25 protein-coding genes are annotated in these 25,414 nt (G+C 39.7%); 21 read left to right on the top strand and 4 right to left on the bottom strand.

Going from position 1 to position 25,414, the window contains the following annotated elements:
* Window positions 1-81 precede the first annotated feature (81 nt).
* The 14 genes from HF876_RS16610 to glnA all read left to right on the top strand — a co-directional run bounded on the left by HF876_RS16610 (window position 82) and on the right by glnA (window position 15,529).
* A complete protein-coding gene (locus HF876_RS16610; RefSeq protein WP_169361166.1) occupies window positions 82-651 on the top strand; it encodes a nucleotidyltransferase family protein in 570 nt (189 codons plus the stop codon).
* Window positions 652-676: 25 nt separating this feature from the next.
* Window positions 677-1,030 (top strand): hypothetical protein, encoded by a 354-nt coding sequence (locus HF876_RS16605; protein WP_169361165.1) that lies wholly within the window; start codon window positions 677-679, stop codon window positions 1,028-1,030.
* A gap of 328 nt (window positions 1,031-1,358) precedes the next feature.
* A complete protein-coding gene (cotE, locus tag HF876_RS16600; protein WP_169361164.1) occupies window positions 1,359-1,907 on the top strand; it encodes an outer spore coat protein CotE in 549 nt (182 codons plus the stop codon).
* A 241-nt stretch (window positions 1,908-2,148) separates the two neighbouring features.
* Window positions 2,149-4,737, top strand: a complete 2,589-nt coding sequence (mutS, locus tag HF876_RS16595) for a DNA mismatch repair protein MutS (protein ID WP_169361163.1) — start codon at window positions 2,149-2,151, stop codon at window positions 4,735-4,737.
* A gap of 22 nt (window positions 4,738-4,759) precedes the next feature.
* Complete coding sequence (gene mutL / locus HF876_RS16590; protein ID WP_169361162.1) at window positions 4,760-6,589, top strand: DNA mismatch repair endonuclease MutL; 1,830 nt, start codon at window positions 4,760-4,762, stop codon at window positions 6,587-6,589.
* 10 nt (window positions 6,590-6,599) lie between these two features.
* On the top strand, window positions 6,600-8,114 hold the full coding sequence (gene glpK, locus HF876_RS16585; protein ID WP_169361161.1) for a glycerol kinase GlpK: 1,515 nt from the start codon (window positions 6,600-6,602) through the stop codon (window positions 8,112-8,114).
* Window positions 8,111-9,763, top strand: a complete 1,653-nt coding sequence (locus HF876_RS16580) for an FAD-dependent oxidoreductase (protein ID WP_169361160.1) — start codon at window positions 8,111-8,113, stop codon at window positions 9,761-9,763. Before glpK ends, HF876_RS16580 begins: the two co-directional genes overlap by 4 nt.
* Window positions 9,760-10,680: an alpha/beta hydrolase gene (locus HF876_RS16575; protein ID WP_346764096.1), complete on the top strand. Its 921-nt coding sequence runs from the start codon at window positions 9,760-9,762 to the stop codon at window positions 10,678-10,680. Before HF876_RS16580 ends, HF876_RS16575 begins: the two co-directional genes overlap by 4 nt.
* Complete coding sequence (gene miaA / locus HF876_RS16570; protein WP_169361159.1) at window positions 10,673-11,593, top strand: tRNA (adenosine(37)-N6)-dimethylallyltransferase MiaA; 921 nt, start codon at window positions 10,673-10,675, stop codon at window positions 11,591-11,593. Before HF876_RS16575 ends, miaA begins: the two co-directional genes overlap by 8 nt.
* A gap of 59 nt (window positions 11,594-11,652) precedes the next feature.
* Window positions 11,653-11,874: an RNA chaperone Hfq gene (gene hfq, locus HF876_RS16565; RefSeq protein WP_169361158.1), complete on the top strand. Its 222-nt coding sequence runs from the start codon at window positions 11,653-11,655 to the stop codon at window positions 11,872-11,874.
* A 76-nt stretch (window positions 11,875-11,950) separates the two neighbouring features.
* The gene (locus HF876_RS16560; protein WP_169361157.1) at window positions 11,951-12,250 is read left to right on the top strand and encodes a rhodanese-like domain-containing protein; all 300 of its coding nucleotides are present in this window, start codon (window positions 11,951-11,953) and stop codon (window positions 12,248-12,250) included.
* A gap of 130 nt (window positions 12,251-12,380) precedes the next feature.
* A complete protein-coding gene (locus HF876_RS16555; protein ID WP_169361156.1) occupies window positions 12,381-13,631 on the top strand; it encodes a methionine gamma-lyase family protein in 1,251 nt (416 codons plus the stop codon).
* A gap of 136 nt (window positions 13,632-13,767) precedes the next feature.
* Complete coding sequence (locus HF876_RS16550; RefSeq protein ID WP_169361155.1) at window positions 13,768-14,151, top strand: MerR family transcriptional regulator; 384 nt, start codon at window positions 13,768-13,770, stop codon at window positions 14,149-14,151.
* Window positions 14,152-14,194: 43 nt separating this feature from the next.
* On the top strand, window positions 14,195-15,529 hold the full coding sequence (glnA, locus tag HF876_RS16545) for a type I glutamate--ammonia ligase (protein WP_169361154.1): 1,335 nt from the start codon (window positions 14,195-14,197) through the stop codon (window positions 15,527-15,529).
* A gap of 114 nt (window positions 15,530-15,643) precedes the next feature.
* Here the strand turns inward: glnA and HF876_RS18995 are convergent, their stop codons facing one another.
* On the bottom strand, window positions 15,644-15,838 hold the full coding sequence (locus HF876_RS18995) for a hypothetical protein (RefSeq protein WP_240949813.1): 195 nt from the start codon (window positions 15,836-15,838) through the stop codon (window positions 15,644-15,646).
* Between the two features lie 98 nt (window positions 15,839-15,936).
* Window positions 15,937-16,125 (bottom strand): hypothetical protein, encoded by a 189-nt coding sequence (locus tag HF876_RS16535; protein WP_169361144.1) that lies wholly within the window; start codon window positions 16,123-16,125, stop codon window positions 15,937-15,939.
* Window positions 16,126-16,176: 51 nt separating this feature from the next.
* Between HF876_RS16535 and HF876_RS16530 the strand changes: the two genes are divergently transcribed.
* The 4 genes from HF876_RS16530 to dnaN all read left to right on the top strand — a co-directional run bounded on the left by HF876_RS16530 (window position 16,177) and on the right by dnaN (window position 21,904).
* A complete protein-coding gene (locus HF876_RS16530) occupies window positions 16,177-18,486 on the top strand; it encodes a glycosyltransferase family 2 protein (protein WP_169361152.1) in 2,310 nt (769 codons plus the stop codon).
* Complete coding sequence (locus HF876_RS16525; protein ID WP_169361151.1) at window positions 18,483-20,075, top strand: glycosyl hydrolase family 18 protein; 1,593 nt, start codon at window positions 18,483-18,485, stop codon at window positions 20,073-20,075. Before HF876_RS16530 ends, HF876_RS16525 begins: the two co-directional genes overlap by 4 nt.
* Window positions 20,076-20,315: 240 nt before the next feature.
* On the top strand, window positions 20,316-20,558 hold the full coding sequence (locus HF876_RS16520) for a hypothetical protein (protein WP_169361150.1): 243 nt from the start codon (window positions 20,316-20,318) through the stop codon (window positions 20,556-20,558).
* A 215-nt stretch (window positions 20,559-20,773) separates the two neighbouring features.
* A complete protein-coding gene (gene dnaN / locus HF876_RS16515) occupies window positions 20,774-21,904 on the top strand; it encodes a DNA polymerase III subunit beta (RefSeq protein WP_169361149.1) in 1,131 nt (376 codons plus the stop codon).
* 71 nt (window positions 21,905-21,975) lie between these two features.
* On the opposite strand, the gene HF876_RS16510 is transcribed toward dnaN, so the two are convergent.
* The gene (locus HF876_RS16510; RefSeq protein WP_169361167.1) at window positions 21,976-22,890 is read right to left on the bottom strand and encodes an iron-hydroxamate ABC transporter substrate-binding protein; all 915 of its coding nucleotides are present in this window, start codon (window positions 22,888-22,890) and stop codon (window positions 21,976-21,978) included.
* 349 nt (window positions 22,891-23,239) lie between these two features.
* On the opposite strand from HF876_RS16510, the gene HF876_RS16505 reads away from it, so the two are divergent.
* Complete coding sequence (locus HF876_RS16505; RefSeq protein ID WP_169361148.1) at window positions 23,240-23,467, top strand: lactate dehydrogenase; 228 nt, start codon at window positions 23,240-23,242, stop codon at window positions 23,465-23,467.
* A gap of 60 nt (window positions 23,468-23,527) precedes the next feature.
* Here HF876_RS16505 and HF876_RS16500 read toward each other — a convergent pair whose 3' ends face one another.
* Complete coding sequence (locus HF876_RS16500) at window positions 23,528-23,944, bottom strand: hypothetical protein (protein WP_169361147.1); 417 nt, start codon at window positions 23,942-23,944, stop codon at window positions 23,528-23,530.
* A gap of 606 nt (window positions 23,945-24,550) precedes the next feature.
* Between HF876_RS16500 and HF876_RS16495 the strand changes: the two genes are divergently transcribed.
* Together HF876_RS16495 and HF876_RS16490 are read left to right on the top strand one after the other, a co-directional pair.
* Window positions 24,551-24,697 (top strand): hypothetical protein, encoded by a 147-nt coding sequence (locus tag HF876_RS16495; protein ID WP_169361146.1) that lies wholly within the window; start codon window positions 24,551-24,553, stop codon window positions 24,695-24,697.
* A gap of 90 nt (window positions 24,698-24,787) precedes the next feature.
* Window positions 24,788-25,321, top strand: a complete 534-nt coding sequence (locus HF876_RS16490; RefSeq protein WP_169361145.1) for a D-glycero-alpha-D-manno-heptose-1,7-bisphosphate 7-phosphatase — start codon at window positions 24,788-24,790, stop codon at window positions 25,319-25,321.
* Window positions 25,322-25,414: the final 93 nt, after the last annotated feature.

Raw genomic sequence — 25,414 nt, 5'->3', positions numbered from 1 at the left:
CAACAGATCCTCCAGCTGTCCGGATCAACTGGAAATTCTATCGGAAAGAGCTCTTATTACTAATATACGAGGGGGAAGCCAATGCTTAAGAGGGATATTCGTACGGAGCAAGAGATAATAGCCCTAATAGAAGATGACAAATGGATGATGGATTTACTGAGAGTCGCAGAGCAACTAAATCTTCCCGATTGGTGGATTTGCGCTGGTTTTGTTCGGTCAAAAATATGGGATACTCTCCATGGTTACGATATTCGTACCCCCTTAGCAGATATTGACGTTATCTATTTTGACCCAAAATGCTTGGATGAGGCAGAGGAGAAAAGATTTGAACAGCAGTTAATGGCCTGGATGCCAGGTATCCCTTGGTCTGTGAAAAACCAGGCGAGGATGCATACGGTAAACAATCAACCACCGTATCAATCAGCAGAGGACGGGATAGCAAATTTCCCGGAAACTGTTACAGCATTAGGAGTGAAGTTAGGAGCTAATGGTTTAATATTAACGGCACCTCATGGTATCGGAGACGTAATTCAAATGCGCGTCCGTCCGGTACCTCGATTTGAAGCGAGCAACGAGCTCAAAGCTGTTTATAAAAAGCGTATGGAGAGTAAGAATTGGAAAGTTAAGTGGCCAATGGTTACTGTAAAATAAGATGATTTTAAAGAAGGAGTATTTTATGCCCAAAAGAACCTGGTTTTTACTGTCTTTGTCGATACTTACATTTGTTATAGTTGTCATTATCCTAAAGCCGAGTGAAACTGATTATGCTAAGTGGATGGAAAGTTCCTATCAAGTACACTGCCTCGATTATAATTGCGATACTTTCCAACTCGATGTAAAAGAAGGAGAAGAACCAGTTATGATGCAAACTATTAGTGGCAATTATTCGCCAGGCATATTTATGAGGAAAATAAATCGAGATTATAGAAACTTAGATGACTCTTCATATGTTTTAGACATTGAAGTAGAAGGATTTTTGGGCAAATTCAAGCTTAAAAATGAAGAAATTAAGAACGTGCTAAGAAAGTAAAAAAGACCTCAATTTATCTTAAAACTGACTAGATAGAAGAAATACTAGTTGTTTGGAGTGTAGGCGGCGACTCCTAGGGGAACAGCACGAGGGCGAGACTACAGGCTCGAGCCGTGACCCCAGGAAAGCGACCGTCGTAACGGAGAACAACCGCTAAGAAGTAGTTGAATTGATTTAATTAGGGATGAGTTATCTCCTCACCTCCTTGTCGAATTCTAACGAGAAATGAAATTCTTTCTCCTTTAATCTACACAACATCTTCAAACGGATGAACCGATTGGGCAAACGGTGCATATGATGTTATGACTTGATTACAAGGAGGAAGAACATGAAATATTTGCGACATATCGTGACGAAAGCAGTAGTTGCTAAGGGTAAAAAGAGAACGGAATCTTGTGAGACGCTTCGACCACCAAACACACCTTCTAGCATTTTAGGGTGCTGGGTTATCAATCATACGTACCAATCTAAAAAACACGGGAAATTTGTAGAAGTATCTGGGAAATTCGATATCAACGTGTGGTATGCCCACCACGATCACTCTAAAACATCTGTATTTACGGAGACGGTGAATTACAAGGATCGCATTAAACTAAGCTATAGAGACAAAGATGCAACTGGTGAGGAAGTTCATGTACGTGTCATTCAGCAGCCAAATTGCACAGAAGCAATTATTGTAAAAGGCTGTGAATTCCAAGTTACGGTAGAGAGAGAGTTACTTGCAGAGGTAGTCGGAGAAACAACTGTTTGTATTCAAGTTTATGATGAGGACTTCGAGGAAGAATGGTCTTACGAGGATGAGAGTTCATCTAGCTCATCTAGTTCATCCAGCTCATCCAGCTCTTCAGACGATTTCCACGATTCATCTTCACTTTAATAAGCCGGCGCTGGCCGGCTTTTTTTTGCTTTAAAGTATGAATTTTTTTTTGAGATACCATAAATTGCATGCACTGGCATGGTCATGTAGCTCTTCTAACTAGTCCCTTCTAATGATTGCAATAGGTCTCCTCTAAAGCTAGTTTTTCCCACAAGAAACATCTAAAAACAAGTCGTATTATGTCTGCGGTGATTATTTAATTTGTTATAATAGGGGGAGTAACAATGAGAAGAGGGAAACAATGACTACAATTACTCCAATGATGCAACAATATTTAAAGATTAAAGAAGACTACATAGATGCTTTTTTGTTTTTCCGTCTCGGTGACTTTTACGAGCTATTCCATGATGATGCGATTAAGGCGGCATCCATCTTGGAAATTACTTTAACAAGCAGAAAGGATGGCATTCCAATGTGTGGAGTGCCACATCATGCTGCACAGAGCTATATAGAGACCCTAATTTCGAAAGGGTATAAGGTAGCGATATGCGAGCAGGTGGAGGATCCGAAGGTTGCTAAAGGTGTGGTTAAACGTGAGGTTGTTCAACTGGTAACTCCAGGTACTCTGATGGAGGGAAAGGCATTACAAAATAAAACGAATTATTTTATTGCCTCAGCAGATTTATTGTCCACGGAGGAGGTTGTCTTTTCCTATTTGGATGTGTCCACAGGTGACGGGTTTACTACTATTATAAAAGGAGACGAGAAGGAAGTCGTTCAGCAGCTCTTGGCGCTACAGGCAAAGGAGTTAATCGTAAGCGAACAATTATACTTAGTGATAAATGACTTATCCTCTATTCACGATTTCACGTTATCCATTGAGCAAGAGGAATTGTCGGATGATGAAGCTGCGAAGTATGTGGTAAATCATCCAGCAGAGACCTATCGTACAGTCAAGCGCTTGTTAAAATACATACAGAAAACACAAAAACGATCATTGCTTCATATTCAACCGTTTAACTTTCAGGAAAGAGAATCATTCCTTGCAATGGATTACCATTCTAAACGTAATTTAGAGCTTGTTTCCTCGATACGAAGCGGAGATCAAAAAGGAACGTTGTTATGGCTTTTAGATGAAACGGTTACTGCTATGGGCGGTAGAAAGCTAAAGCAATGGATTCATCAGCCACTTGCCAATAAAAGTGCGATTGAATCTAGGCTCAATATAGTTACCAGCTTCCTAGATGATTTCATGTTAAGAGAGGACATAAAAGAGCTTTTCAAAGAGGTCTATGATTTAGAACGACTGGTTGGAAGAATCGGCTTTGGAAGTGCTGGAGGACGCGACCTTGCCCAACTTAGACAGTCTCTTTCTAAAATTCCACAGATCAAGCAGCTTTTATTGGAGACACAAGACGAAACGCTACAAGTATTAGGAGAAGCGATTGAAGATTGCCAGGACATTTGGAGAAAGCTAGAGGATGCGATTAGCGAGCAGCCACCAATTTCTGTTAAAGATGGCGGAGTTATAAAAAATGGTTACAATGACCGCTTAGATAAGCTTCGAGATGCTTCTGTTAACGGGAAAAAATGGATTGCAGAGCTCGAGAGAAGAGAACGAGAGATCACTGGGGCTAAAAATTTAAAAATAGGCTATAACCGAGTATTCGGATATTATATTGAGTTAACGAAGTCGAACATTCACTTGGCAGATGAATCAAGATATGTCCGAAAACAGACTCTAGCAAATGCTGAAAGGTATATAACTGATGAGCTCAAGGAGAAGGAATCCCTTATCCTTTCAGCTGAGGATGAAAGCCTAGTTTTAGAGTATGAGCTTTTCTCTGAGCTGCGAGAAGAAATTAAACAATACATCCCACTAGTGCAAAAGCTAGCGAAGCAAATTAGTGAGCTAGATGTGTTCATTTCGTTTGCAGAGGTCGCTGAAAAGCATCGTCTGACAAGACCGATGTTCCATGACTCGAATGCGATGATTATTAAAGAGGGAAGACATCCGGTTGTGGAGAAGATGATGAACAATCAGCTGTATGTCCCAAATGATTGTGTACTGACTGAAAAGGAAAATATGCTACTTATTACTGGACCGAATATGTCAGGTAAGAGTACCTTTATGAGACAGGTAGCCATTACTGTCATAATGGCTCAAATTGGCTGCTACGTGCCTGCTAAATCTGCTGAGCTGCCAATCGTCGATAAAATATTCACTCGAATAGGAGCAGCCGATGACCTGGCAGGGGGACAAAGTACCTTCATGATTGAGATGATGGAATCTCAGCATGCCATAGTCAATGCAACAAGCAAAAGCTTACTATTGTTTGATGAAATCGGACGTGGGACTTCTACTTACGATGGTATGAGCTTAGCCCAGGCCATGATGGAATATATACACGACCATATTGGAGCAAACACGTTGTTCTCCACTCATTATCATGAGCTGACAGAACTAGAGCAAACGTTATCGATGCTACGAAACGTCCATGTGGCTGCTACTGAACAAGATGGTAAGGTAGTGTTCCTACACAAGCTAAAAGAAGGTCCAGCCGATAAAAGCTACGGAATACATGTCGCAGAGCTTGCGCAGCTACCAGAAGAGATTATCTCAAGAGCTCGAGATATCCTGAAGTCGTTTGAACAGCAGGAGAGAAAAGAGTCAAATGAGAGAAACGGGGCAAATACTCAGCTGTCATTTTTTGATGAGGCGACCTCTTCTGAAGCTCCCGTAGCCATTGTAAAAGCGGAAGAGACTAATGAAGAAGAAAATGAAACAGCAAGAATTATTATGAAAAAGCTTAAAAAGGTCAACATTTCGGGTACAACACCTTTAGAGGCCCTTCAATTATTATACGAGCTACAAAATGAGCTAGATTAAAAAATATAGGTGGTGAGCAACAATGGGGAAAATCGTCGTAATGGAAGAGCTCTTATCTAACAAAATAGCGGCAGGGGAAGTCGTTGAAAGGCCAGCCTCCGTAGTGAAGGAGTTAGTAGAGAATGCCATTGATGCAGAAAGCACCTCCATAGAAATTATGCTAGAGGAGGCAGGATTAGCTAAAATTCAGGTGACAGACAATGGTAAGGGAATGGACGAGGAGGATGCTTTACGTTCCTTCTCCAGACATGCCACTTCCAAAATAATGACGGAGCACGATCTGTTCCGCATACGCTCCTTAGGGTTCCGTGGAGAGGCCTTAGCCAGTATAGCTTCTGTTTCTAAAATCGATCTTTGGACATCAGATGGAGAAAATGTAGGGACTAAGGTTATGCTAGAAGGAGGAAAAGTTATCTCCTGTACTCCTGCCCCAATCCGAAGAGGGACGGACATTGTAGTAAAACAGTTATTTTTCAACACACCAGCTCGACTAAAGTATTTAAAAACGATTCAAACAGAGCTAGGACATACAATTGATTTGATCAATCGCTTAGCGCTTAGCTTTCCTGAAATAGCATTTAAGCTATCTCATAACAATCAGACAATCATACAAACGAGCGGCCGTGGAGACTTAAGACAAGTGCTTGCTTCCATATATGGCGTGTCCAATGCCAAGAAAATGATAAAATTCGAAGCAGAATCGTCGGATTTTAAAATCTCAGGCTATGGAACACTGCCCGAGATTACAAGAGCGTCTAAAAACTATATGACGATTTTGGTTAACGGGCGCTGGGTCAAGCATTACGGATTAAATAATGCCATTGTAGAGGCATATCATACGCTACTACCGATAGGGCGCTTTCCAATTGTCGTTTTAAACATTGAAACAGACCCAATGCTGACTGATGTTAACGTACATCCAGCGAAGCATCAGATTCGTTTGAGTAAGGAAAAGGAACTGATGGAGCTGGTGAAACAAACCATCCGTAAGGTGATGCATCGTTCTCAACAACCACTAGAGATTAAAGAGAAGCCTGTAAAGCCAAAACCTCAGCCAAGTTTCCAGTTTGATTTTTTTAAACAAACATATGAGCCAGTAAAGCAGGAGGTAACGGAGCAGGAAGGTATGTCTGTCACACCTACTCGAAGTGCTGATCAACAACCTGAAATAGAGTCGACTAAATGGGATGACAACACGACAGTCATGGAAGAGAGCTTTCCTACTAATGAGGAACCTTATTCTGAAACTGAACTCGAACTAAGAGACCCGTTTCCCGATTTGCATGTGGTCGGCCAAATCCATGGTACATATATTGTTGCTCAAAGTGAAGATGGATTTTATTTGATTGACCAGCACGCAGCACAGGAACGAGTGAAGTATGAGTATTACAAGGAAAAGGTAGGGGACGTGGATGTAACAGAGCGTCAAGCACTTTTACTGCCACTAACCTTCCATTATTCTTTGGATGAGGCCTATCGTATTAAAGAATCCATCGATGAGCTGCACAAAGTAGGGATATTCTTGGAGGAATTTGGTTCCTCTAGCTTTGTTGTGAGAGACCATCCCGTATGGTTTCCAAAAGGACATGAAACTAAGATTATTGAGGGACTAATCGAGCAAGTATTGACGAATCGCAAAACAGATATTAAAAAGCTCCGGGAAGAAGCAGCAATTATGATGAGCTGTAAGCTTTCGATTAAAGCAAACCATTATTTAACGTTGCATGACATGGAGCAGCTGCTAGTCAGTCTTAAAAATGCGAAGCATCCTTTGACGTGTCCGCATGGCAGACCGGTCATTGTCCATTTTTCTACGTATGAAATTGAAAAGATGTTCAAACGAGTAATGTAGGAGGGGTTATATGGGAAAATATATTTTATCCATCGATCAAGGTACTACTAGTTCAAGAGCTATTCTATTCGATAAAAAAGGGAATATCGTTCACTCTGCGCAAAAGGAATTCAAGCAGCACTTTCCAAAGTCTGGCTGGGTGGAGCATGATGCGAAGGAAATCTGGGGAACCGTACTATCGGTATTGGCGGCAGTTTTAACAGAAAGCGGCAGTCAACCCGGAGACGTCCATGCCATTGGGATTACTAATCAACGCGAAACAACGGTGGTATGGAACAAGCGCACGGGAAAACCAATCTATAATGCAATTGTCTGGCAATCGAGGCAGACACAATCTATTATTGATGAGCTGAAGAAAGAGAATCTGGAATCCTTCTTCCAGGAAAAAACGGGCTTAAAGCTAGATCCCTATTTTTCTGCAACCAAAGTTAAATGGATATTAGATAATGTCGAGGGGGCAAGAGAACAGGCAGAGGCTGGCGAGCTACTGTTTGGAACCATTGATACATGGCTAATCTGGAAGCTTTCAGATGGAAAGGCTCATGTCACAGATTATTCTAATGCCTCCCGGACAATGCTCTATAATATATTCGAACAAAAGTGGGATCAGGAAATTTGTGAAAAGCTAAATATTCCAATGGGCATGCTCCCTACGGTTGCTTCCTCCTCTGAGGTTTATACGAAAACTGATCCTTCTGTATTCTTCGGTAAGGAGATTGATATAGCAGGCGCTGCAGGTGATCAGCAGGCTGCCTTGTTCGGACAATGCTGTTTTGACAAGGGAATGGCTAAAAATACGTATGGTACTGGTTGCTTCATGCTATTGAATACCGGAGAGGAAGCGGTAACCTCTGAGAACGGTTTATTGACGACAATCGCATGGGGCATAAATGGGAAGGTGACCTACGCATTAGAGGGAAGCGTTTTTGTCGCTGGTTCTGCTATACAATGGCTTCGTGATGGGCTTCGTATGCTAAAGCGTGCGAGTGAATCTGAAAGCTATGCGAAGCGGGTGGATTCGACAGAAGGGGTATATGTCGTCCCTGCCTTTGTAGGATTAGGAACCCCTTATTGGGATTCTGATGCAAGAGGCTCTATATTTGGTCTGACCCGAGGCACGACCAAGGAACACTTTATCCGTGCAACACTCGAGTCGCTAGCCTACCAATCGAAGGATGTTTTAGATACGATGATTAGTGAATCTGGTGTCGATGTGGAAGTATTGCGAGTAGATGGTGGTGCTGTAAGTAATGAATTCCTCATGCAATTTCAAAGTGATTTGTTACACTTACCAGTGGAGCTTGCAAAACTTAACGAGACAACCGCACTAGGAGCTGCCTTCCTTGCCGGCTTGGCGACAGGGTTCTGGAAGGATGAGCAGGAGCTGTCCGATTTAAGGGAAAGCCAGCGCTTATATGAACCTCAAATGGAGGAAGAAAGAAGAAACCGATTATATAAAGGCTGGAAATTAGCCGTTGAAGCAACGAGATTATTTAAATTTCAGGATGAGGAGTGGAATAAGTGAAATCTTCAGTAGAACGTGAACAAATACTTAATACATTAAACTTTTACGAATTCGATGTTTTAGTTATCGGAGGCGGTATTACAGGAGCAGGTATAGCGCTTGATGCGGTAACAAGAGGGATGTCCGTAGCCTTAGTTGAAATGCAGGACTTTGCAGCAGGGACATCCAGCAGATCGACCAAGCTAATCCATGGTGGCTTGCGTTACCTTAAGCAAATGGAAATTAAAATGGTAGCCGAGGTTGGGAAAGAAAGAGAAATTGTCTATGAAAATGCAGTCCATGTTTCCAAACCAACTGGCATGCTCCTTCCATTTCATAAGCAAGGAACGTTTGGTCCATTAAGTACTTCAGCTGGGTTAAAGCTATATGATTATTTAGCAGGTGTAAAAAGAGAAGAGCGTCGTCTGATGCTTTCTGCCAAGGAAACACTAGAAAAAGAACCTTTAGTTAAAAGTAAGGATCTTCTTGGTGGTGGGTATTACGTTGAGTATGTAACGGACGATGCGAGACTAACGATTGAGGTTATAAAAAAAGCGATTGAAAAAGGAGCCGTATGCTTAAACTATGCTAAGGCTAGATCATTCCTTTATAGTGATGATAATAAAGTAGTTGGTGCTGAAATAGTAGACATGGTCACTAACAAGAGAATCGCGATTCATGCTAAAAAAGTAGTAAATGCAACTGGACCATGGGTAGACGGCGTAAGAGCGCTAGACGCAATCGAAAATAAAAAGAAATTGCGACTAACTAAAGGTATCCACGTCGTAATCGACCAATCTATTTTCCCATTGCATCAGGCCATCTATTTTGATACACCTGATAAACGAATGGTATTTGCTATACCTAGAGACGGCAAAACATATGTTGGTACAACCGACACCTTTTTTGAAGGAAAAATTCAAAATCCAGTAGCGACTTTACAGGACGTTGAATATCTTTTAGATGCCATCCATTATATGTTCCCTGGTGTCCAAGTTGGGATTGAGCATGTGGAATCTACATGGGCAGGTGTACGTCCTTTAATCTATGAGGATGGAAAAGATCCATCTGAAATTTCACGAAAAGACGAAATTTGGCAATCGGAGGCAGGCCTACTAACAATAGCAGGCGGCAAGCTAACAGGCTATCGTAAAATGGCAGAAACAATCGTCGATAAGATATCGAAACAACTTGGGGATGAAAAGTATGGCCCTTGTGTAACGAAGCATTTGAATTTGTCTGGTGGTGAAATTGGTGGCTCCGAACAATTCGAAGGGTTTGTTGCATTAAAAGAGCAAATCGCTCCTTCCTACGGGTTGACGCAAGAAGAGGGAAGAAGGTTGGCTAAGCTTTACGGCTCTAATGTCGATAAAGTGTTCCAATACGCTCATATCCTCTCTACTGTTCCATCCAATTTGCCATTAGGTTTGCTAGCGCAGATTTACTATGCAGTGCATGAAGAAATGACGTACTCCCCTGTAGACTTCTTGGTAAGAAGAACGGGTATGCTTTATTTCCGTATTGACCAATACAAATTGTATAAAGATGAAGTGCTGAATGTCATGAAGCAATTGCTCCAGTATTCAGAGGAAGAGACCGAAAGTTTTTCGCAACAATTAGAAGAAGCTTTAATGGATGCTATGTTTTCGAAAGGTAGTGTTGTGGAGTGAAGGAAATTTTAGAAGCAAAGATGTCAGACGGACACCTCATTTATGTGATGAGATGTATACCAACTGATACACCAATTGGCCATGTTCACCTTATGCATGGATTGGCTGAGCATATTGAGCGTTACGATGAGTTTGTCGATTTTCTGGTTGATAAGGGTTTTATCGTAAGTGGTCATGATCATCGCGGTCATGGAAAGACGGCTGTAAAGAATGGTCAGTTAGGCTATTTTGCAGACCGTGCTGGCTTTGAAAGAATTACGGAAGATGTACGTGAAGTGCTGTTAACTGTTCGAGAAGGATTAACGAATCTTCCACTTATTTTATTCGGACATAGTATGGGCTCGTTCGTCGCTCGTCGATATATGCAAAAATATAGTGATTCTCTATCTAAAGTCATCCTAAGTGGTTCAGCATATGATCCTGGCGTTTTAGGAAACATGGGAAAACTAATTGGTAAAGCAGCTTCTAAGATTAAAACACCACAGGCAGAAAGTCCTTTGCTTAACTCGCTAGCATTTGGCGGATTCAACAAGAAAGTGGCTCATCCGGAAATTCCTTTCGATTGGTTAACTAGAGACGGGGAGGAAGTAAGGAAGTATATAGAGGATCCACTATGTGGTTTTATCCCATCTAACCAGCTATATGTCGATATGTTTGGTGGCATGAGAGCTATTCATAAAGAATCAGAGATTATGAAAGTTCGTAAGGATCTACCAGTGCTAATAATAAGTGGAGCAAAGGATCCGGTGGGAAAAGACGGCAAGGATGTATTTAAAGTAGCGGAAGGTATGAAAAAAGTAGGTATGAAAAATATAACCGTGCAATTGATAGAAGATGCAAGGCATGAACTTTTAAAGGAATTAGGGAAAGAGCAAACAATGGAATTTTTATATAAGTGGATGATGAAGGATGAATAGTAATCCAGCAGTTATCGCGATTGTAGGACCAACTGCAGTTGGTAAGACAGCATTAAGTATAGAGCTGGCAAAGTTTTGTGACGGGGAGATCATTAATGGGGATTCTATGCAGGTCTACCGAGAACTTAACATTGGAACAGCGAAAATAGCAAAAGAAGAAATGGAAAATGTTCCACACCATCTGTTGGATATCAAAGATCCGACAGAGGGCTTCTCTGTGGCGGAGTATCAAAGGCTCGTACGAGAAAAGATTAAGGATATTGCCTCTAGAGGAAAAGTACCCATTATTGTTGGGGGGACTGGACTTTATGTTCAGTCGGTTTTATACGATTTCCGCTTTTCAGAGCAGCCAAAGCAAGACAGCTCAAGGGTGAAGGAGCTGGAAGGTATGTCCTCTGAGGTATTATATTCGATGCTGCAGGATGTAGATCCAGTGGCTGCGAAGGACATTCACCCGAACAATGTGCAAAGAGTCATTCGAGCAATCGAGAGGCAAGAGCTAACTGGAAAGCAAAGAGACGAGATTGAGCAAAACCAAGGCAAGGAAAAGGTTTTTCCGCATTATATCATTGGTCTAACAATCGATCGTGAGATATTGTATCAGCGCATAAATAAGCGGGTAGATCTGATGATAGAACAAGGGCTGTTACAGGAAGTAAAAGGTCTTTATGATAAAGGCATAAGAGATGTTCAATCCATTCAAGCAATAGGGTATAAGGAAATCTATGCCTATTTGGATGGGAATTCGACTCTTGAGGATGCCGTGGAAACGCTTAAACAAAATTCTAGAAGGTATGCTAAGCGACAGTTAACCTATTTCCGTAACAAAATGGATATTCAATGGTTCGATCCATTTAATGACCGTGAAAGTATTTTAGAAGAAATTAGTAGGTTCTTGCAGGAAAATCAATAATTTAAGCGAATAGTTAAAGTGATACGTTTTTAAGTGAATTTGCAAACGGGGGTATTGGGATGAAACCAATGAATATTCAAGACAACTATTTAAATCAGTTAAGAAAGAACGAAATCTTTGTAACAGTCTTTCTGTTAAATGGCTTTCAACTAAAGGGGACAGTGAAATCCTATGATAATTTCACTGTATTGTTCGAATCTGATGGGAAGCAACAGCTCATTTATAAACATGCGATTTCTACATTTGCTCCATCTAAGCTTGTAAAGCTATCAGAAGAGTAAAATCTAATTCATTGACAGTTCCACTTGCTCCAATTATTATTTGATAGAATCTTTAAATGAAGTGGAGAGGTTATTTATGAAAACTATTACGACAGATGAACTTCTAAAAAAAATAGATGCGGGCGAACAAGTCAACATTATTGATGTGCGCGAACAAGAGGAAGTAGATGCAGGAATTATTCCTGGAGCTAAGCATATTGCTTTAGGTCAGGTGGAAACAAGCTTGGATCAAATCGACCCGTCCGTTCCTCATTACATAATTTGCAAAGCTGGTGGCCGCAGTGCGATGGCTTGTGAAGTCCTTGAAGAGAATGGTTACGATGTAACGAATGTAACAGGTGGAATGATGGCCTGGGACGGGGAAGTGCAATTCTAAATATTTAATGCAATAAGGGGCTAATTTCATTTATTGAAATTAGTCTTTTCTCTTTTATCAAAAACGAGTTTAAAAGTATAATTCATCAAACAAAATACAAAGTACAATGAATAGAATTAGGAGATGCATCATGGAATTTACAACTACCTTATCAGAAAAAGTATTGGCTCTGGCAACTTCGGCAGAAGCCAAGATTGCAGATTATCACAAAGAAGTAGAACGTATCGCGTTTCACAATCAACAAAAAGTCCTTCATGCCTTCAAAACACATCATGTGAGTGATCATCATTTTAATCCTTCGACTGGCTATGGCTACGACGATGAAGGTCGGGATACGTTAGAACGAGTATATGCAACAACCTTCGGAGCAGAGGCAGCTCTAGTTAGACCGCAAATCATTAGCGGGACTCATGCAATCTCTATCAGTTTATTTGGTGTTCTTAGACCAAATGATGAGCTGTTATACATAACCGGCAAACCGTATGATACTTTACAGTCGATTGTCAGTGGCGGAGAAGAGGATACGGGCTCTTTAGCTGATTTTGGTATCAGTTATCAGCACGTTGACTTGCTAGAGGAAGGAGCGGTGGATTGGGAAGCAGTTAAAAATGCAATACATGACAAAACCAAGGTGGTCGCCATCCAACGTTCAAAGGGCTATGCTGTTCGTCCTTCTTTCACAGTGTCGCAAATCAAGGAAATGGTAGAAAAAATTAGATTGATTAAGCAGGACGTCATTATTTTTGTAGATAATTGTTATGGAGAATTCGTGGAATCCTTAGAGCCGACTGATGTCGGGGTAGATTTAATGGCAGGATCTCTGATTAAAAATCCTGGTGGTGGGATTGCTAAAACTGGTGGGTACATTGCAGGAAAAAAAGATTTTGTTACAAAATGCGCTTACAGAATGACTTCTCCGGGTATAGGTTCAGAGGCGGGTGCTTCACTGAACACATTATTAGATATGTATCAGGGATTCTTCCTAGCTCCCCATGTTGTCTCACAGGCAGTTAAAGGCGCAATCTTTACTTCCGCAGTATTGGAGGAAGTAGGTATGTCAACGGAGCCACATTACACTCAAAAACGTACGGATTTAATACAATCCGTCTCCTTTCAGACACCTGAGCAAATGATTCAATTCTGCAAGGCAATCCAAATGCATTCACCCATTAATGCCCAATTTGCCCCAGAGCCGGCCTATATGCCAGGCTACGAGGACGATGTTATTATGGCTGCGGGTACATTTGTGCAAGGCTCAAGCATGGAGCTGACTGCAGATGGTCCGATCAGACCTCCATTTACGGCGTTTATACAAGGTGGGTTAACATACGAACATGTCAAATATGCGATTTTAGGAGCAGTTCAGTCCTTGAATAAATAACAAAAAATACCACTTTCTAAATATAGAGAGTGGTTTAATTTTTTTGAAAATTTTATGTAAGTTTTTCTGACATGGTGTTGACATGTTAGCTAACATCACATATACTATGTTTATAACCTACATAGGAGGTGCAGCGATGGAAAAGGAATGGAGACGTTCCATGCCACTGCTATCGATGAATATTGTCATGCAGCTAACTGGTTTAACCGCTAGACAAATTCGCTATTATGAAGAGCAAGAATTAGTTCAGCCTGCACGGACGGAAGGTAAGCAACGCATGTTCTCACTGGATGATATCGATGTCTTGTTAGAGATTAAAGACCTTCTGAAATCGGGTGTGAACATAGCCGGTATTAAACAAATTTTTGAAATGAAGAAAAATCCTGCAACCTCTAAGGATGTTCGACAAGTAATTTCTGATCAAGAGTTACGCGCCATTGTAAAGGAAGAGATGCGACTGGCACAAAGTCAGCAACGTGCTTCTTTAAGACAAGGGGACTTATCCCGCTTTTTTCGTTAAGTAAGCTTCAACAAAAATATCAAATATTTAGGAGAGTGGAAAAATGAGTAAGTATACTAAAGAAGACATCAAAAAGTTCGTTCAAGAGAATGAGGTGAATTTTATTCGTCTTCAATTTACAGACATACTAGGTACGATTAAAAACGTGGAAATTCCAGTGAGTCAGCTCGATAAAGCTCTTGACAATAAAATGATGTTTGACGGATCCTCAATTGAAGGATTTGTTCGTATAGAAGAATCAGATATGTTTTTAGTTCCAGATTTAGATTCATGGGTAGTGTTCCCTTGGATTACAGGTAAAGGGAAAGTAGCTCGTCTTATCTGTGACGTAAATAAAGCAGACGGTACTCCATTCGCTGGAGATCCACGTAGTAACTTAAAACGTATATTAAAAGAAATGAAAGAGTTAGGGTTTACTAGCTTTAACTTAGGGCCAGAGCCAGAATTCTTCCTGTTTAAATTAGATGCTCAAGGCGAGCCGACACTTGACTTAAATGACCATGGCGGTTATTTCGATTTAGCTCCAATGGATCTTGGGGAAAACTGTCGTCGTGATATCGTACTTGAATTAGAAGAAATGGGCTTTGAAATTGAAGCATCTCATCATGAGGTAGCTCCAGGGCAACATGAAATCGACTTCAAATATGCAGACGCTGTAACTGCTTGTGACAACATCCAAACGTTCAAGCTTGTAGTTAAAACAATTGCTCGTAAGCATGGTCTACATGCAACATTCATGCCAAAACCATTGTTCGGTGTGAACGGCTCAGGAATGCACTTTAACGTTTCATTATTCAAAGGGAAAGAAAATGCATTTTTCGATGAGTCTGCAGATATGCAAATGAGTGAAACAGCAATGCAATTTATGGCTGGTGTATTGAAGCATGTACAAAGCTTCACTGCAATCACTAACCCAACTGTTAACTCGTACAAACGTCTTGTACCAGGCTACGAAGCACCTTGTTACGTTGCATGGTCAGGTCAAAACCGTAGTCCTTTAATTCGAATTCCTTCTTCAAGAGGTTTAAGCACACGAATCGAGGTTCGTTCTGTAGATCCAGCAGCAAACCCATACCTGGCTATGGCAGTTATTCTTCAAGCGGGATTAGATGGTATTAAAAACAAATTAACACCACCACCAGCAGTAGACCGTAACATTTATGTTATGTCAGAAGAAGAGCGCATTGAAAATGGTATCCATAACTTACCACCATCATTACATGCTGCAGTTCAAGAGCTAGGCAAAAACGAAATCATTCGCGGAGCACTAGGTGAACACATCTATGCTAACTTCGTAGAAGCAAAAGAAATCGAATGGGATATGTTCCGTACGACTGTACATCCTTGGGAACGTGAGCAATACTTGAAGATGTACTAAGCTTAATTTAACGAGGATTGTTGACTAGATTTATGGGGTGGTTTTAGTAGAATTATTGGTGAAAATTATTTTCACCCCATAAAATAGGTAAAAAATATTATTTGAAAACATCGTTCAGTCGTAAGTTGACTTGTTCGGTGTTTTTTTTATTTTGTTTGATACATGAGTATATACATCAGCAGTTATTTGGTTACTACCATCCATTAATAAAACTTCATAAGTATGCGTAAGGAATGTATAGGCAAAGACTTTTATTTCTGCCCTTTTGAGGATTCGTTCGAAGGCATCAAATAGAGAAGACTTTGGCATAGGTTCTCCGTCTTTTCTACAGAGTATTAAGTTGAGATCATGTCGAAATACATCTTTCAATATAAGTTTGTTTTGATTTTGAATGATAAGATGAGTCTTTAAAGTATTGATTGTTGTATCGGCCATTCATTGTTTCTCATTTTGCGTATCTTTGTTTCACCGATCAGTTCATCTTCGGCAATAAATATTTGAATTAGAAGCTTTACTTCAATTTCAGCAGAGAGGTTTCCCGAAATCTGGAATATAATTTGAATTCTACCCATATTATATACAAACAAGCCATCCAATAGCCGTCGTGCTTGGTGTAGAAATAATAATGAGGAGGCCAGACTTAAAATATGTTACGTTCTCAAAGCACTAGGAAGCTGAAACGGCAGTGGGGTACGGAGCGTCACTCAACGCCCCTGTCGATTTTTCATGACAAGCCGTCTACTAGGAAAATGGCATATGGCGGCTTAGCAATAATAATGACTATTGGATTCTGGATTGCTTATGTAATATCGACAATTATAAAGGAGTATTTCAAGGGTCCGATTACATATCAGTTCGTGATGGAGTCACTCGGATATCTGTTAATTGTCACACTTCTAACTTTTTCAGCTCTAATGTATCTCATAGCACGACAGGGTGCCTTGCAGCGTTTTAGTAAACATGTACGTATACCTCGTGCTGATATTGATAGGTACTTGGAGAAGAATCAGCCGAAGGTTACTGTATTGATACCGTCTTACGATGAAGAGCCGGAAGTTGTTCGAAAGACCCTGTTATCTGCTGCTCTACAGGAGTATCCCCATATCCGAATTGTTCTCCTTTTGGATGACGCCCCGTACCCGAAAGATCCAGCGGCTTCAGATCGACTCAACGCCACTCGGCAGTTGGTTAAGGAAATCAATGATTTATTTGCTGCCCCCCGTCAGCTATTTGAGTCTAAACTTACAGAATACCTAAGCGAGCTGGAGTCGTCATCGCATATCAGACCAGAGATTACGAAGGAACTGGCTGAACACTATGCCTGGGCGGCGGATTGGTTAGATCAGTTGGTCAATAAGGAAGAGATTGGTGACCATGTTGGGGAATTTTTTGCAGATGAAGTGGTGGGCGGTTTATCAAGTGAGTTGCGCTTGGTTTATAAAGCTTTGCTTGCTTCCTACAATGAAAAGGTAAGTATTCCCGTTAACAGGATCAGTCAACTCTATAAACGTTTGACCTGGATATTTAATACGGAACTGGATATTTTCGAACGGAAAAAATTCGCTTCATTATCTCACGAGCCCAATAAAGCCATGAATCTTAATTCTTATATCGGACTTATGGGTCGCACGTTTGATCAGGTAGAAACACCGGATGGTCCTATACTGGTGCCCGCGACCGAAATTCAGAACGGCAGGAATATTACATTTCCGGATAGCGAATTTGTACTTACATTAGATGCAGATTCCATACTGCGTCCGGGTTATTGTTTACGCTTGGTCTATTTCTTACAGCAACCGGATAATGTACGTGTTGCGGTGGTTCAGACACCGTATTCTTCATTTCGTGGAGCCGCTACCCGCATTGAGCGGATTGCTGGAGCTACAACTGACATCCAACATATTCTACACCAAGGTATGACTTACTATAACGCAACATTCTGGGTCGGAGCCAATGCTATTATACGGAAGTCTGCATTGGAACAAATCAGTGAGACGGAATGGGTGGGTAACTTTGAAATACGAAGGTATATTCAGGACCGCACTGTTATCGAAGATACGGAATCTAGTGTCGATCTAGCCAAACATGATTGGACGCTTATCAACTATCCTGAACGTCTAAGTTACAGTGCAACTCCGCCTGATTTTGGTTCACTTATTGTACAAAGACGTAGATGGGCGAATGGGGGGCTTATCATTTTGCCGAAGCTATGGTCATTGGTTCGAAATCGTAAAAAACAAGGAAACACGGTGTCTAAGACCGAAATATTAATCCGTGTGAATTATCTGGCTTCTATTTCTTGGGCGAGCTTTGGGCTATTATTTATGTTAGCTTACCCCATAGATGGGCGTCTCCTAAGTCCATTAGTAATTTTTGCGGCGTTACCATACTTCTTAGCGATGTCCAGCGATTTAAAATATTGCAATTATAAACGGAGCGATGTCTTCAGGATTTATGGTTTCAACTTGATACTCTTACCCGTGAATTTAGCTGGTGTGCTTACATCAATACAGCAGGCTCTTAGTGCCCAAAAAATCCCCTTTGCTCGCACACCTAAAATAAAGGACCGTACAGTATCTCCAATGTTGTATGTTATTTCACCACATCTCATTATTGGAATCTCACTGGTTATTTTGTGGCGTGGCATCATGCTGGAAAACTGGGGAAATGCTGCTTTCGCAGCATTCAATGTAATTACAGCCACATGGGCTGTAGTGGAATTTATTGGTATAAAAAATTCAGTTGTTGACGTATGGCTCGGCATCAAAAATTGGTTATACGTTCCGGTAAAGAAAAAACAGAAAGATCAGGAGAAGGAGCATGCACAAAGTCTTGACTGGCAAGCAATTCTTTATCACGGCGATGCCGGGATGCGACTGTCTAATAATGCCTCCAATCAGAGTACATTGACTACATTAACACCACACGTAGAAGAAAAAGAAGTGGTGCACTCATGACCAGAGTCACGAAGATACAAGTAGAGGAACGGAGATTATCACTATTTCGTTTGACAATTCTATGTATGATTATTGCTGGTCTTTTCACCGGTGGTTTCCTCGGTGCAACTGGCAAGATAGGGAATTTGTGGGTCTCTCGGGCTGCAGCGCAGAATCAATGGTTTGCACCATATGTAGACGTAACTGCTACCCCAATGTTTATGTTTCAGAATCTAGGGTCCACCGAACATAAGGACGCTGTTTTGGCATTCATTGTTTCTGATCCGACAAATCCTTGTGCACCCTCCTGGGGCGGGGCTTACACATTGAATCAAGCTAGCGAAACTCTCGATTTAGATCGGCGCATTGCTCGCTTACATCAACAAGGGGGGAGTGTAGCCGTTTCCTTCGGCGGTGTAAAAAACAATGAACTGGCAGTAGGGTGTACATCCACGGATGAACTCTTATCCGCATATCAATCAGTTATTGACAGATATAATTTGACTACAATAGACTTGGATCTTGAAAATTCTGGACTTACAGATACTGCTGCTGGCAACCGTCGTGCTGAGGTAATTGCTAAACTACAGTCAGAAAGACGGGCAGTTGGCAAGCAACTGGCGGTATGGGTGACACTACCTGTCTCACCCCAAGGATTGAGTCAGGATGGCACGAATGCTGTTGAACAACTGCTTGAGAATGGCGTAGATCTAGCGGGAGTAAACGTGATGACGATGGATTACGGTTCAAGTCTATCGTCTGATCAAACGATGCTGACTGCTTCAGAAAACGCTTTAATACAGACTCAACGACAATTGAAGATACTTTACAAACGGGTAGGTATCCACTTAAGTGATAAAACCTTATGGTCAAAGATTGGTGCAACGCCGATGATCGGCCAAAACGATTTTAGAAACGAAGTCTTTACCTTGAATGACGCTCAAGCCCTAAACGAATTTGCTCATTCCCGTGGTGTTGGCCGAATGTCCATGTGGTCGGTTAATCGAGATATTATGTGCGGAAGTAATTATGTTGACGTCGGTATAGTTTCAGACGCCTGTAGTGGCGTGGAACAAACGCAGTTCGGCTTTTCTGATTTGCTAGGTATGAATTTTAAGGGGGATATTGTTACGAGTGCTGGTCTCATAACAACGTCCGATCAAGTGTCAGCCAGTGAACAGGAACCTGATAACCCGGAAACAAGTCCCTACCAGATATGGTCACCAACGGTCATGTACCTTGAAGGTGACAAAGTCGTTCGGCACCATAACGTCTACGAGGCTAAGTGGTGGACAAAGGGTGATGTTCCTGACAATCCGGTTCTTCAGTCATGGGAAACGCCATGGAATCTCATAGGTCCCGTTATGCCTGGTGAAAAACCAATTCCACAGCCTACATTACCGAAAGATGCCTATCCTTCCTGGTTAGAAACGGCTAAATATGAAGCCGGTCAGCGGGTAATCTTCGAAGAAGTGCCCTATCAGGCCAAATGGATGAGTCAGGGGGAAAGCCCCGCATCAGCGTTATCCGATTCTGATAGCTCAGCATGGGCGCCACTCACACAGGCACAGATAAACGCTGTATTATCAAAACTGGAGGGAAAGGAATAGCATTTAACATTTCTCTCTTAATTAATTAACAATTCCAACAATATGATTTTGAGAACTTGTTGATTGTGCTGCTAACGCGTAATTCGGTGTTTTAGTTAAGTAAGACCATCAATTTGATCTGCCCCGTAAATGTTAGACACCAACTAACATTTACGGGGTGTTTTTATGTTATTTGTCTGAAGCAAATACAAAGAGTTTTTTTCTTGAATGTTGTATATTGATTACTGAGGAGTGATGAGCTTGACTAACGAAGAAATAAATAAAATATCGGATATTTTGTTACAAAGTCTGTATGATTATCATTTTGCTAATAATGGCGCGAGCTATGTATTACCTAAAGCTATGGTAAATACTGACCTTAATAGTAAACAAGCGATTGAATACCTGATCAAAATGGAATATGCAGTGGATAGCGGGCAGGGTTCAGATAACCTAGTTTTAGGGATCACTGCTAAAGGTATGGAGTATCTTAAAAACAAATAAGATTCACCATTGGTAAGTCCAAGTTGTTAAATCCAACCGATTAATAAGGTAAATAAAGCATCGTTCAGTTGTTGACTGGAACGGTGTTTTTTTATGTATAGAAAAAATGAGTAGTGTATAGACGTCTAACTTATTTAATAAGAAAAAATAGAGGGGAATTGGTAACTGAAGTCGAAGTAGTAATGCTTAAAGCTTAAATGAGGTGAGCCGTTTTTATGGAATTTATAATAGATAGTGCATGTTTTAACAAGGCAATTTCAGAAGTGAATAGAGCAGTTTCTTTAAAAACACAGTTCCCTATTCTCTCAGGAATTAAGATAACTGTTGATCACAATCACTTAACTCTTGTTGGAAGCAATTCTGATATTATTATCGAAAAAGTTATTCCTGTATGGAAAGATGAACTGGAAGTTTTGGAAGTCTGTCATACAGGTAGTATTGTAGTTTCAGCCCAACTTCTAAGTGAAGTTTTAAAGAAGCTACCTGGAAAAATACATATAAAAGTAAATGAAGAAAAGCACGTTACCATTCAAGCGAATGAAATTGTAACTACTCTATATGGATTCAACGCAGATGAATATCCTAGTCTTCCACAAATGGAGGAGACTGAATCCATAAAAATTCTAAGTGATGAGTTGGTAGAAATTATTAAACAAACAGTGTATGCAGCCTCGAAGAATGAATCTAGACCTGTCTTAACAGGAGTTAATATGTCTTTCTATCAAAAGCGGCTCACGTGTATTGCAACAAATTCACAGCGTTTGGCTTTAAGGGAGCTTACCACAAATTCATTTATTAATGGTTCTTTCAATGTTCTAGCCACAAGTTTAATTGAGCTATCCAATCTAATTAACAAGGAATCTAGTGTAATAAACATATTTGTGACAGAAAGGTACATAGTATTTAAGTCAAATACCATCTCCCTCTTTTCTAAACTAATTGATGGAAATTATCCTAACATATCCGGCCTACTATCAAATAATTTCAGGACAACCATTATACTTAATACAGTTCAGCTATTAAAAGCAATAGATAGAGCTTGTCTTTTTGCAAGTGAATGGAAAAATAACAATGTACAGCTAGAAATTAACGATGGTGCTAAAATCAAAATCTCCTCTAATTCTACAGAAATAGGGAAGATTGAAGAAACACTAAGTATTAAAGCAATCACTGGGGACAATAATCTAACTATTTCACTTGATGCGATTTTTTTGTTGGATGCGTTAAAGAAAATAAAAGATGAAGAGATAAAAGTTAGTTTTAACGGATCAATGAGCCCAATTTTAATTGAGTCTATTGAACAGTCCTCTTATCTTCAACTCATTTCACCGGTACGTTCTTATTAAGTAAAACAAATAACTAGTATAGAAATTAAAAAACGTGAAATCAGCAACTTGATTTCACGTTTTACGGGTCCTTATTTATTCAAAAACGAGCTTTCAAAGAAATCTAGAAGGTGCTCTAAAGTTATAGGGTCGCTGTAGGTAGAAGCCTTTGTATTGATTTCATATACTTGACCATTCTTAACTGCAGGGATGTTTTTCCATAGATCTGTTTCTAGGAAAGAGTTATCGACGTCTGGATTTTTGCTTAAAATTACATAATCACCTGCGTATTCTGGAAGTAGTTCAGTTGAAATAACGTAGATCCCAGATTCAAGAGCTGTATCCTTTACCTTTTCGGGCATATTCAACCCCATTGCTTGGTACATGATTTCTGTTCCACGTGCATAATTATTTCCAAACACATAAAACTCCTTGTTTCCACTTTCAATCACAGAAACTGTTGCATCTTCACCGATTTTAGCGCGAATAGCCTCGCCAATCGATTCAGCGCGTGATTTGAAATCCTCTATCCATTCTTTCGCTTCTTTTTCTTTGTTCAGAAGCTTCCCAATTTCAAGCTGCTGTTCTAAGTAATCTAGTTTTCCCCACGTAAAAACAACTGTGGGGGCAATTTCATTTAATTTTTCAATGTTATTCATATGAGAACCTGCAATTATCAAATCTGGATCAAGTTCGATGATTTTTTCTAAGTTCTCCTCGGTTACAACTTCCACCCCGTCTAATCGTTCTTCAAAAAGAGGGTTCATCTTTGTCCAATCATCAATTCCAACTACATTTGCCTCTAATGCCAAAGCATTTGGCCCGTTTGTAAGAGTAATTATTCTTTGTGGATCTGCCGGAACCTCGATAGGGCCAGTTTCTGATTGGTATGTAATCGTATCTGATTTTGTTTCTTCTTTTCCTTGCTCCTTATTTGTTTCCTTGTCTCCACATGCAGCAAGGATAAGTACAAAGAACAGTAAGGATATCATAAATAGCTTTTTCATCATTTAAACTCCTTCTTCATCATTAAAATTTGAAATAAATTGAAGATTAATTAGTAATGATAATCATTTTCAATTGACTCTTTTAAATGTTAATTCTATTAGTTTAAAATGTCAATGTAATAATTGTTTGGATGCGTATCATTTATAAATTATTTGTACCGGCAAGTTAAGTAAGTCTTAGATAGGTTAAACGATGAGCCAAGGTAACGACTAATTTGATTCATGTATAAAAGCATTTATTTGATGTAGAAATTACGTTTTATATGAATGAATCATTAAACGAGCATTTTATATATTTTTCTTTTTTAAGGACAAGCTATTCATGTGGAATAATGGAGGAGGAATCAAAATGGAAATACTTTTAAATAGGTTGCACGAAGGAATTGAATATCTTACTTCACAAGGTAAGCAAGTTACTTTAATCAGAATGAATCCTGACATTTTTGAGTCATTGACACAAGATGAGCTTTCGAATGTTGAAACGACTATTAACGCAGCAACTGTATTTGGTGTACCTATGGAAGCAGATGAAAATGTGGAAAAGTATGAGTTTATCATATCAAGACCACTAAATTAATTATAATTGGAATGGAAATAGGGGATCTCAGTCCAGAGAAATGCCCCTATTTTTTTAGTATTATAAAGCTAACCTTTCTAAATTATTTATCGTTTGTTGAATGCCTTCCTCGATGCTATTGTCTAAGTCCTTTTCATATACATAAAAGATTAAAACATTTTTCACTTCGTAAACACCATGAGATACAGTATTCATACTTTCTGTTTGTTTCTGAAAATCTTTAAGACCTTTTTTTCTATTTTCTTCAGAGTCGAAAATATAGATCAATAATGATTTGTCCTGTAACGTATAATTGTTTGGCTTTATACCATTCAGCTTATTATTAAAAATCTTATCCTTAGATTTACTTGTCTCTTCTACATCAAGATGTTGATTTTCTAGTGAAACAATCACATCATTTAAAGTAATGTTTGCAGCATGAACTTGGCATGCAGTTAACACCAAGACGAAGATTAAGATTATACAAACTCTCCTCATGTTATAACTCCTTTTCACAAGCTTTTGTAAGCGTACTTCAACATCCAAAAACCTTTCTAGTTGAATATGTATTCCACATATATTTCCAAAAACCTTCTTCTCGCAGTTACAATAGAGTATATGAAAAATAGACAGAGAACATCACGTTGTTCCATTTAGTTCTTCCAGAAGGTGAGATTAAATGAATTCATCTATTTATAGTGATGCATTGGGCTGTTCAGTTATGAAGAAACAACTAAAAAAATTAAAAACTGTGAAGGTGAAATCATTTGGACCTTGAATAGTAATAATAGAATGGGTGCAAAGCAATTGTTAGTTTTTGCAGAAAATCTGTTTTCTTCAATAGAAATTTTCCATAAACAAGTTGGAACTTCTGTGGCTGCATATTTACTTGACTATAAAATGACTTTTGCCCTGAATACGATGAAAATGATCTGAGTCTTAGTTGGAAAGCAGTAGATGCAGGTGAATACAATATAACTTTTGAGAAGTTTGTATCTTCAATGATGGTGATTTATTTGGCGGGCATAGAATTCATGCAACTTTTTCTAACGATTTAAGACTATTAGAGGCAACTATTTAAACTAAATCGAAAAGGGTGAATTTATGGGGAAACCTAGTGATGAAAAGAAGAGTAAAATTGAAACGGATGACGCGTGGAATCGGGCTCTGTATGGTAGTCCTACTATTGGAGGGCTGGTAGTAGTAGGAATCATTGTGTTAGTTATTATTATCAATATTTTTAAAAATTAATAAGTTATAGCTAATAGTTTTGTCTTATTACCCTGATAATTATTTTCCTTGTGGGCACAATATTAGGAAAATAATAAAGGTGTGAATAGGATGAAAAAAGCAGTATTCCTAGACCGAGATGGTGTTATAAACGAAGTGTTGTCTAACCGAGTAAAGTTTGTGAATAAGCCAAAAGATTTGTATTTTCTTCCTGGTGTACCAGAGGCCATAAAAAAATTAAATACTGTATTCGATTATATTTTTGTGGTGACGAATCAAGGCGGCGTTGGCTTAGGTTATATGCAGGAACAACAATTAATAAAAATCCATGACCATATGGCGAAAGCTTTAAAGAAAATGGGGGCAGTTATTCATGAGGTAGTCTATTGCCCACATAAGCCAAAGGAAGGCTGTACTTGTAGAAAGCCCAACAGTAAATTAATTGAGGACCTTGCTAAAAAATACGACATAATATTAGCTGAGTCTTATATGGTGGGAGACACCGATACGGATATAATAGCAGGAAAAAAAGCTGGTACGAAGTGTGTATTTCTTGGGAAAAGGGATCCGCTAGCTGATGCCATCTTTCCAGACTTAGCAACAGCTGCTGGATGGATCATTAAAGATAGTCTTAAAGGTAAGTGAGATGTATACACCTAGTTAAGCCCAGTGGTAATATGTCAAGCGAAAAAAAGAAATGAATTGGAAATTACTTAAGTGATACTTTCCAAATGAACA

This window comes from Psychrobacillus sp. BL-248-WT-3 (assembly GCF_012843435.1).
GTDB lineage: Bacteria > Bacillota > Bacilli > Bacillales_A > Planococcaceae > Psychrobacillus.
The sequence above is the reverse complement of the archived record's forward strand: the minus strand, read 5'-3'. Positions and strand labels throughout refer to the sequence as shown.

Coding starts and splice junctions, on each gene's coding strand:
- HF876_RS16505 (WP_169361148.1), top strand. CDS start 23,240: ATGGAAATACTTTTAAATAGGTTGCACGAAGGAATTGAATATCTTACT.
- HF876_RS16610 (WP_169361166.1), top strand. CDS start 82: ATGCTTAAGAGGGATATTCGTACGGAGCAAGAGATAATAGCCCTAATA.
- HF876_RS16495 (WP_169361146.1), top strand. CDS start 24,551: ATGGGGAAACCTAGTGATGAAAAGAAGAGTAAAATTGAAACGGATGAC.
- miaA (WP_169361159.1), top strand. CDS start 10,673: ATGAATAGTAATCCAGCAGTTATCGCGATTGTAGGACCAACTGCAGTT.
- HF876_RS16510 (WP_169361167.1), bottom strand. CDS start 22,890: ATGAAAAAGCTATTTATGATATCCTTACTGTTCTTTGTACTTATCCTT.
- HF876_RS16560 (WP_169361157.1), top strand. CDS start 11,951: ATGAAAACTATTACGACAGATGAACTTCTAAAAAAAATAGATGCGGGC.
- HF876_RS16525 (WP_169361151.1), top strand. CDS start 18,483: ATGACCAGAGTCACGAAGATACAAGTAGAGGAACGGAGATTATCACTA.
- glpK (WP_169361161.1), top strand. CDS start 6,600: ATGGGAAAATATATTTTATCCATCGATCAAGGTACTACTAGTTCAAGA.
- dnaN (WP_169361149.1), top strand. CDS start 20,774: ATGGAATTTATAATAGATAGTGCATGTTTTAACAAGGCAATTTCAGAA.
- mutL (WP_169361162.1), top strand. CDS start 4,760: ATGGGGAAAATCGTCGTAATGGAAGAGCTCTTATCTAACAAAATAGCG.
- HF876_RS16555 (WP_169361156.1), top strand. CDS start 12,381: ATGGAATTTACAACTACCTTATCAGAAAAAGTATTGGCTCTGGCAACT.
- mutS (WP_169361163.1), top strand. CDS start 2,149: ATGACTACAATTACTCCAATGATGCAACAATATTTAAAGATTAAAGAA.
- glnA (WP_169361154.1), top strand. CDS start 14,195: ATGAGTAAGTATACTAAAGAAGACATCAAAAAGTTCGTTCAAGAGAAT.
- hfq (WP_169361158.1), top strand. CDS start 11,653: ATGAAACCAATGAATATTCAAGACAACTATTTAAATCAGTTAAGAAAG.
- cotE (WP_169361164.1), top strand. CDS start 1,359: ATGAAATATTTGCGACATATCGTGACGAAAGCAGTAGTTGCTAAGGGT.
- HF876_RS16550 (WP_169361155.1), top strand. CDS start 13,768: ATGGAAAAGGAATGGAGACGTTCCATGCCACTGCTATCGATGAATATT.
- HF876_RS16530 (WP_169361152.1), top strand. CDS start 16,177: ATGTTACGTTCTCAAAGCACTAGGAAGCTGAAACGGCAGTGGGGTACG.
- HF876_RS16500 (WP_169361147.1), bottom strand. CDS start 23,944: ATGAGGAGAGTTTGTATAATCTTAATCTTCGTCTTGGTGTTAACTGCA.
- HF876_RS16605 (WP_169361165.1), top strand. CDS start 677: ATGCCCAAAAGAACCTGGTTTTTACTGTCTTTGTCGATACTTACATTT.
- HF876_RS16490 (WP_169361145.1), top strand. CDS start 24,788: ATGAAAAAAGCAGTATTCCTAGACCGAGATGGTGTTATAAACGAAGTG.
- HF876_RS18995 (WP_240949813.1), bottom strand. CDS start 15,838: ATGCCAAAGTCTTCTCTATTTGATGCCTTCGAACGAATCCTCAAAAGG.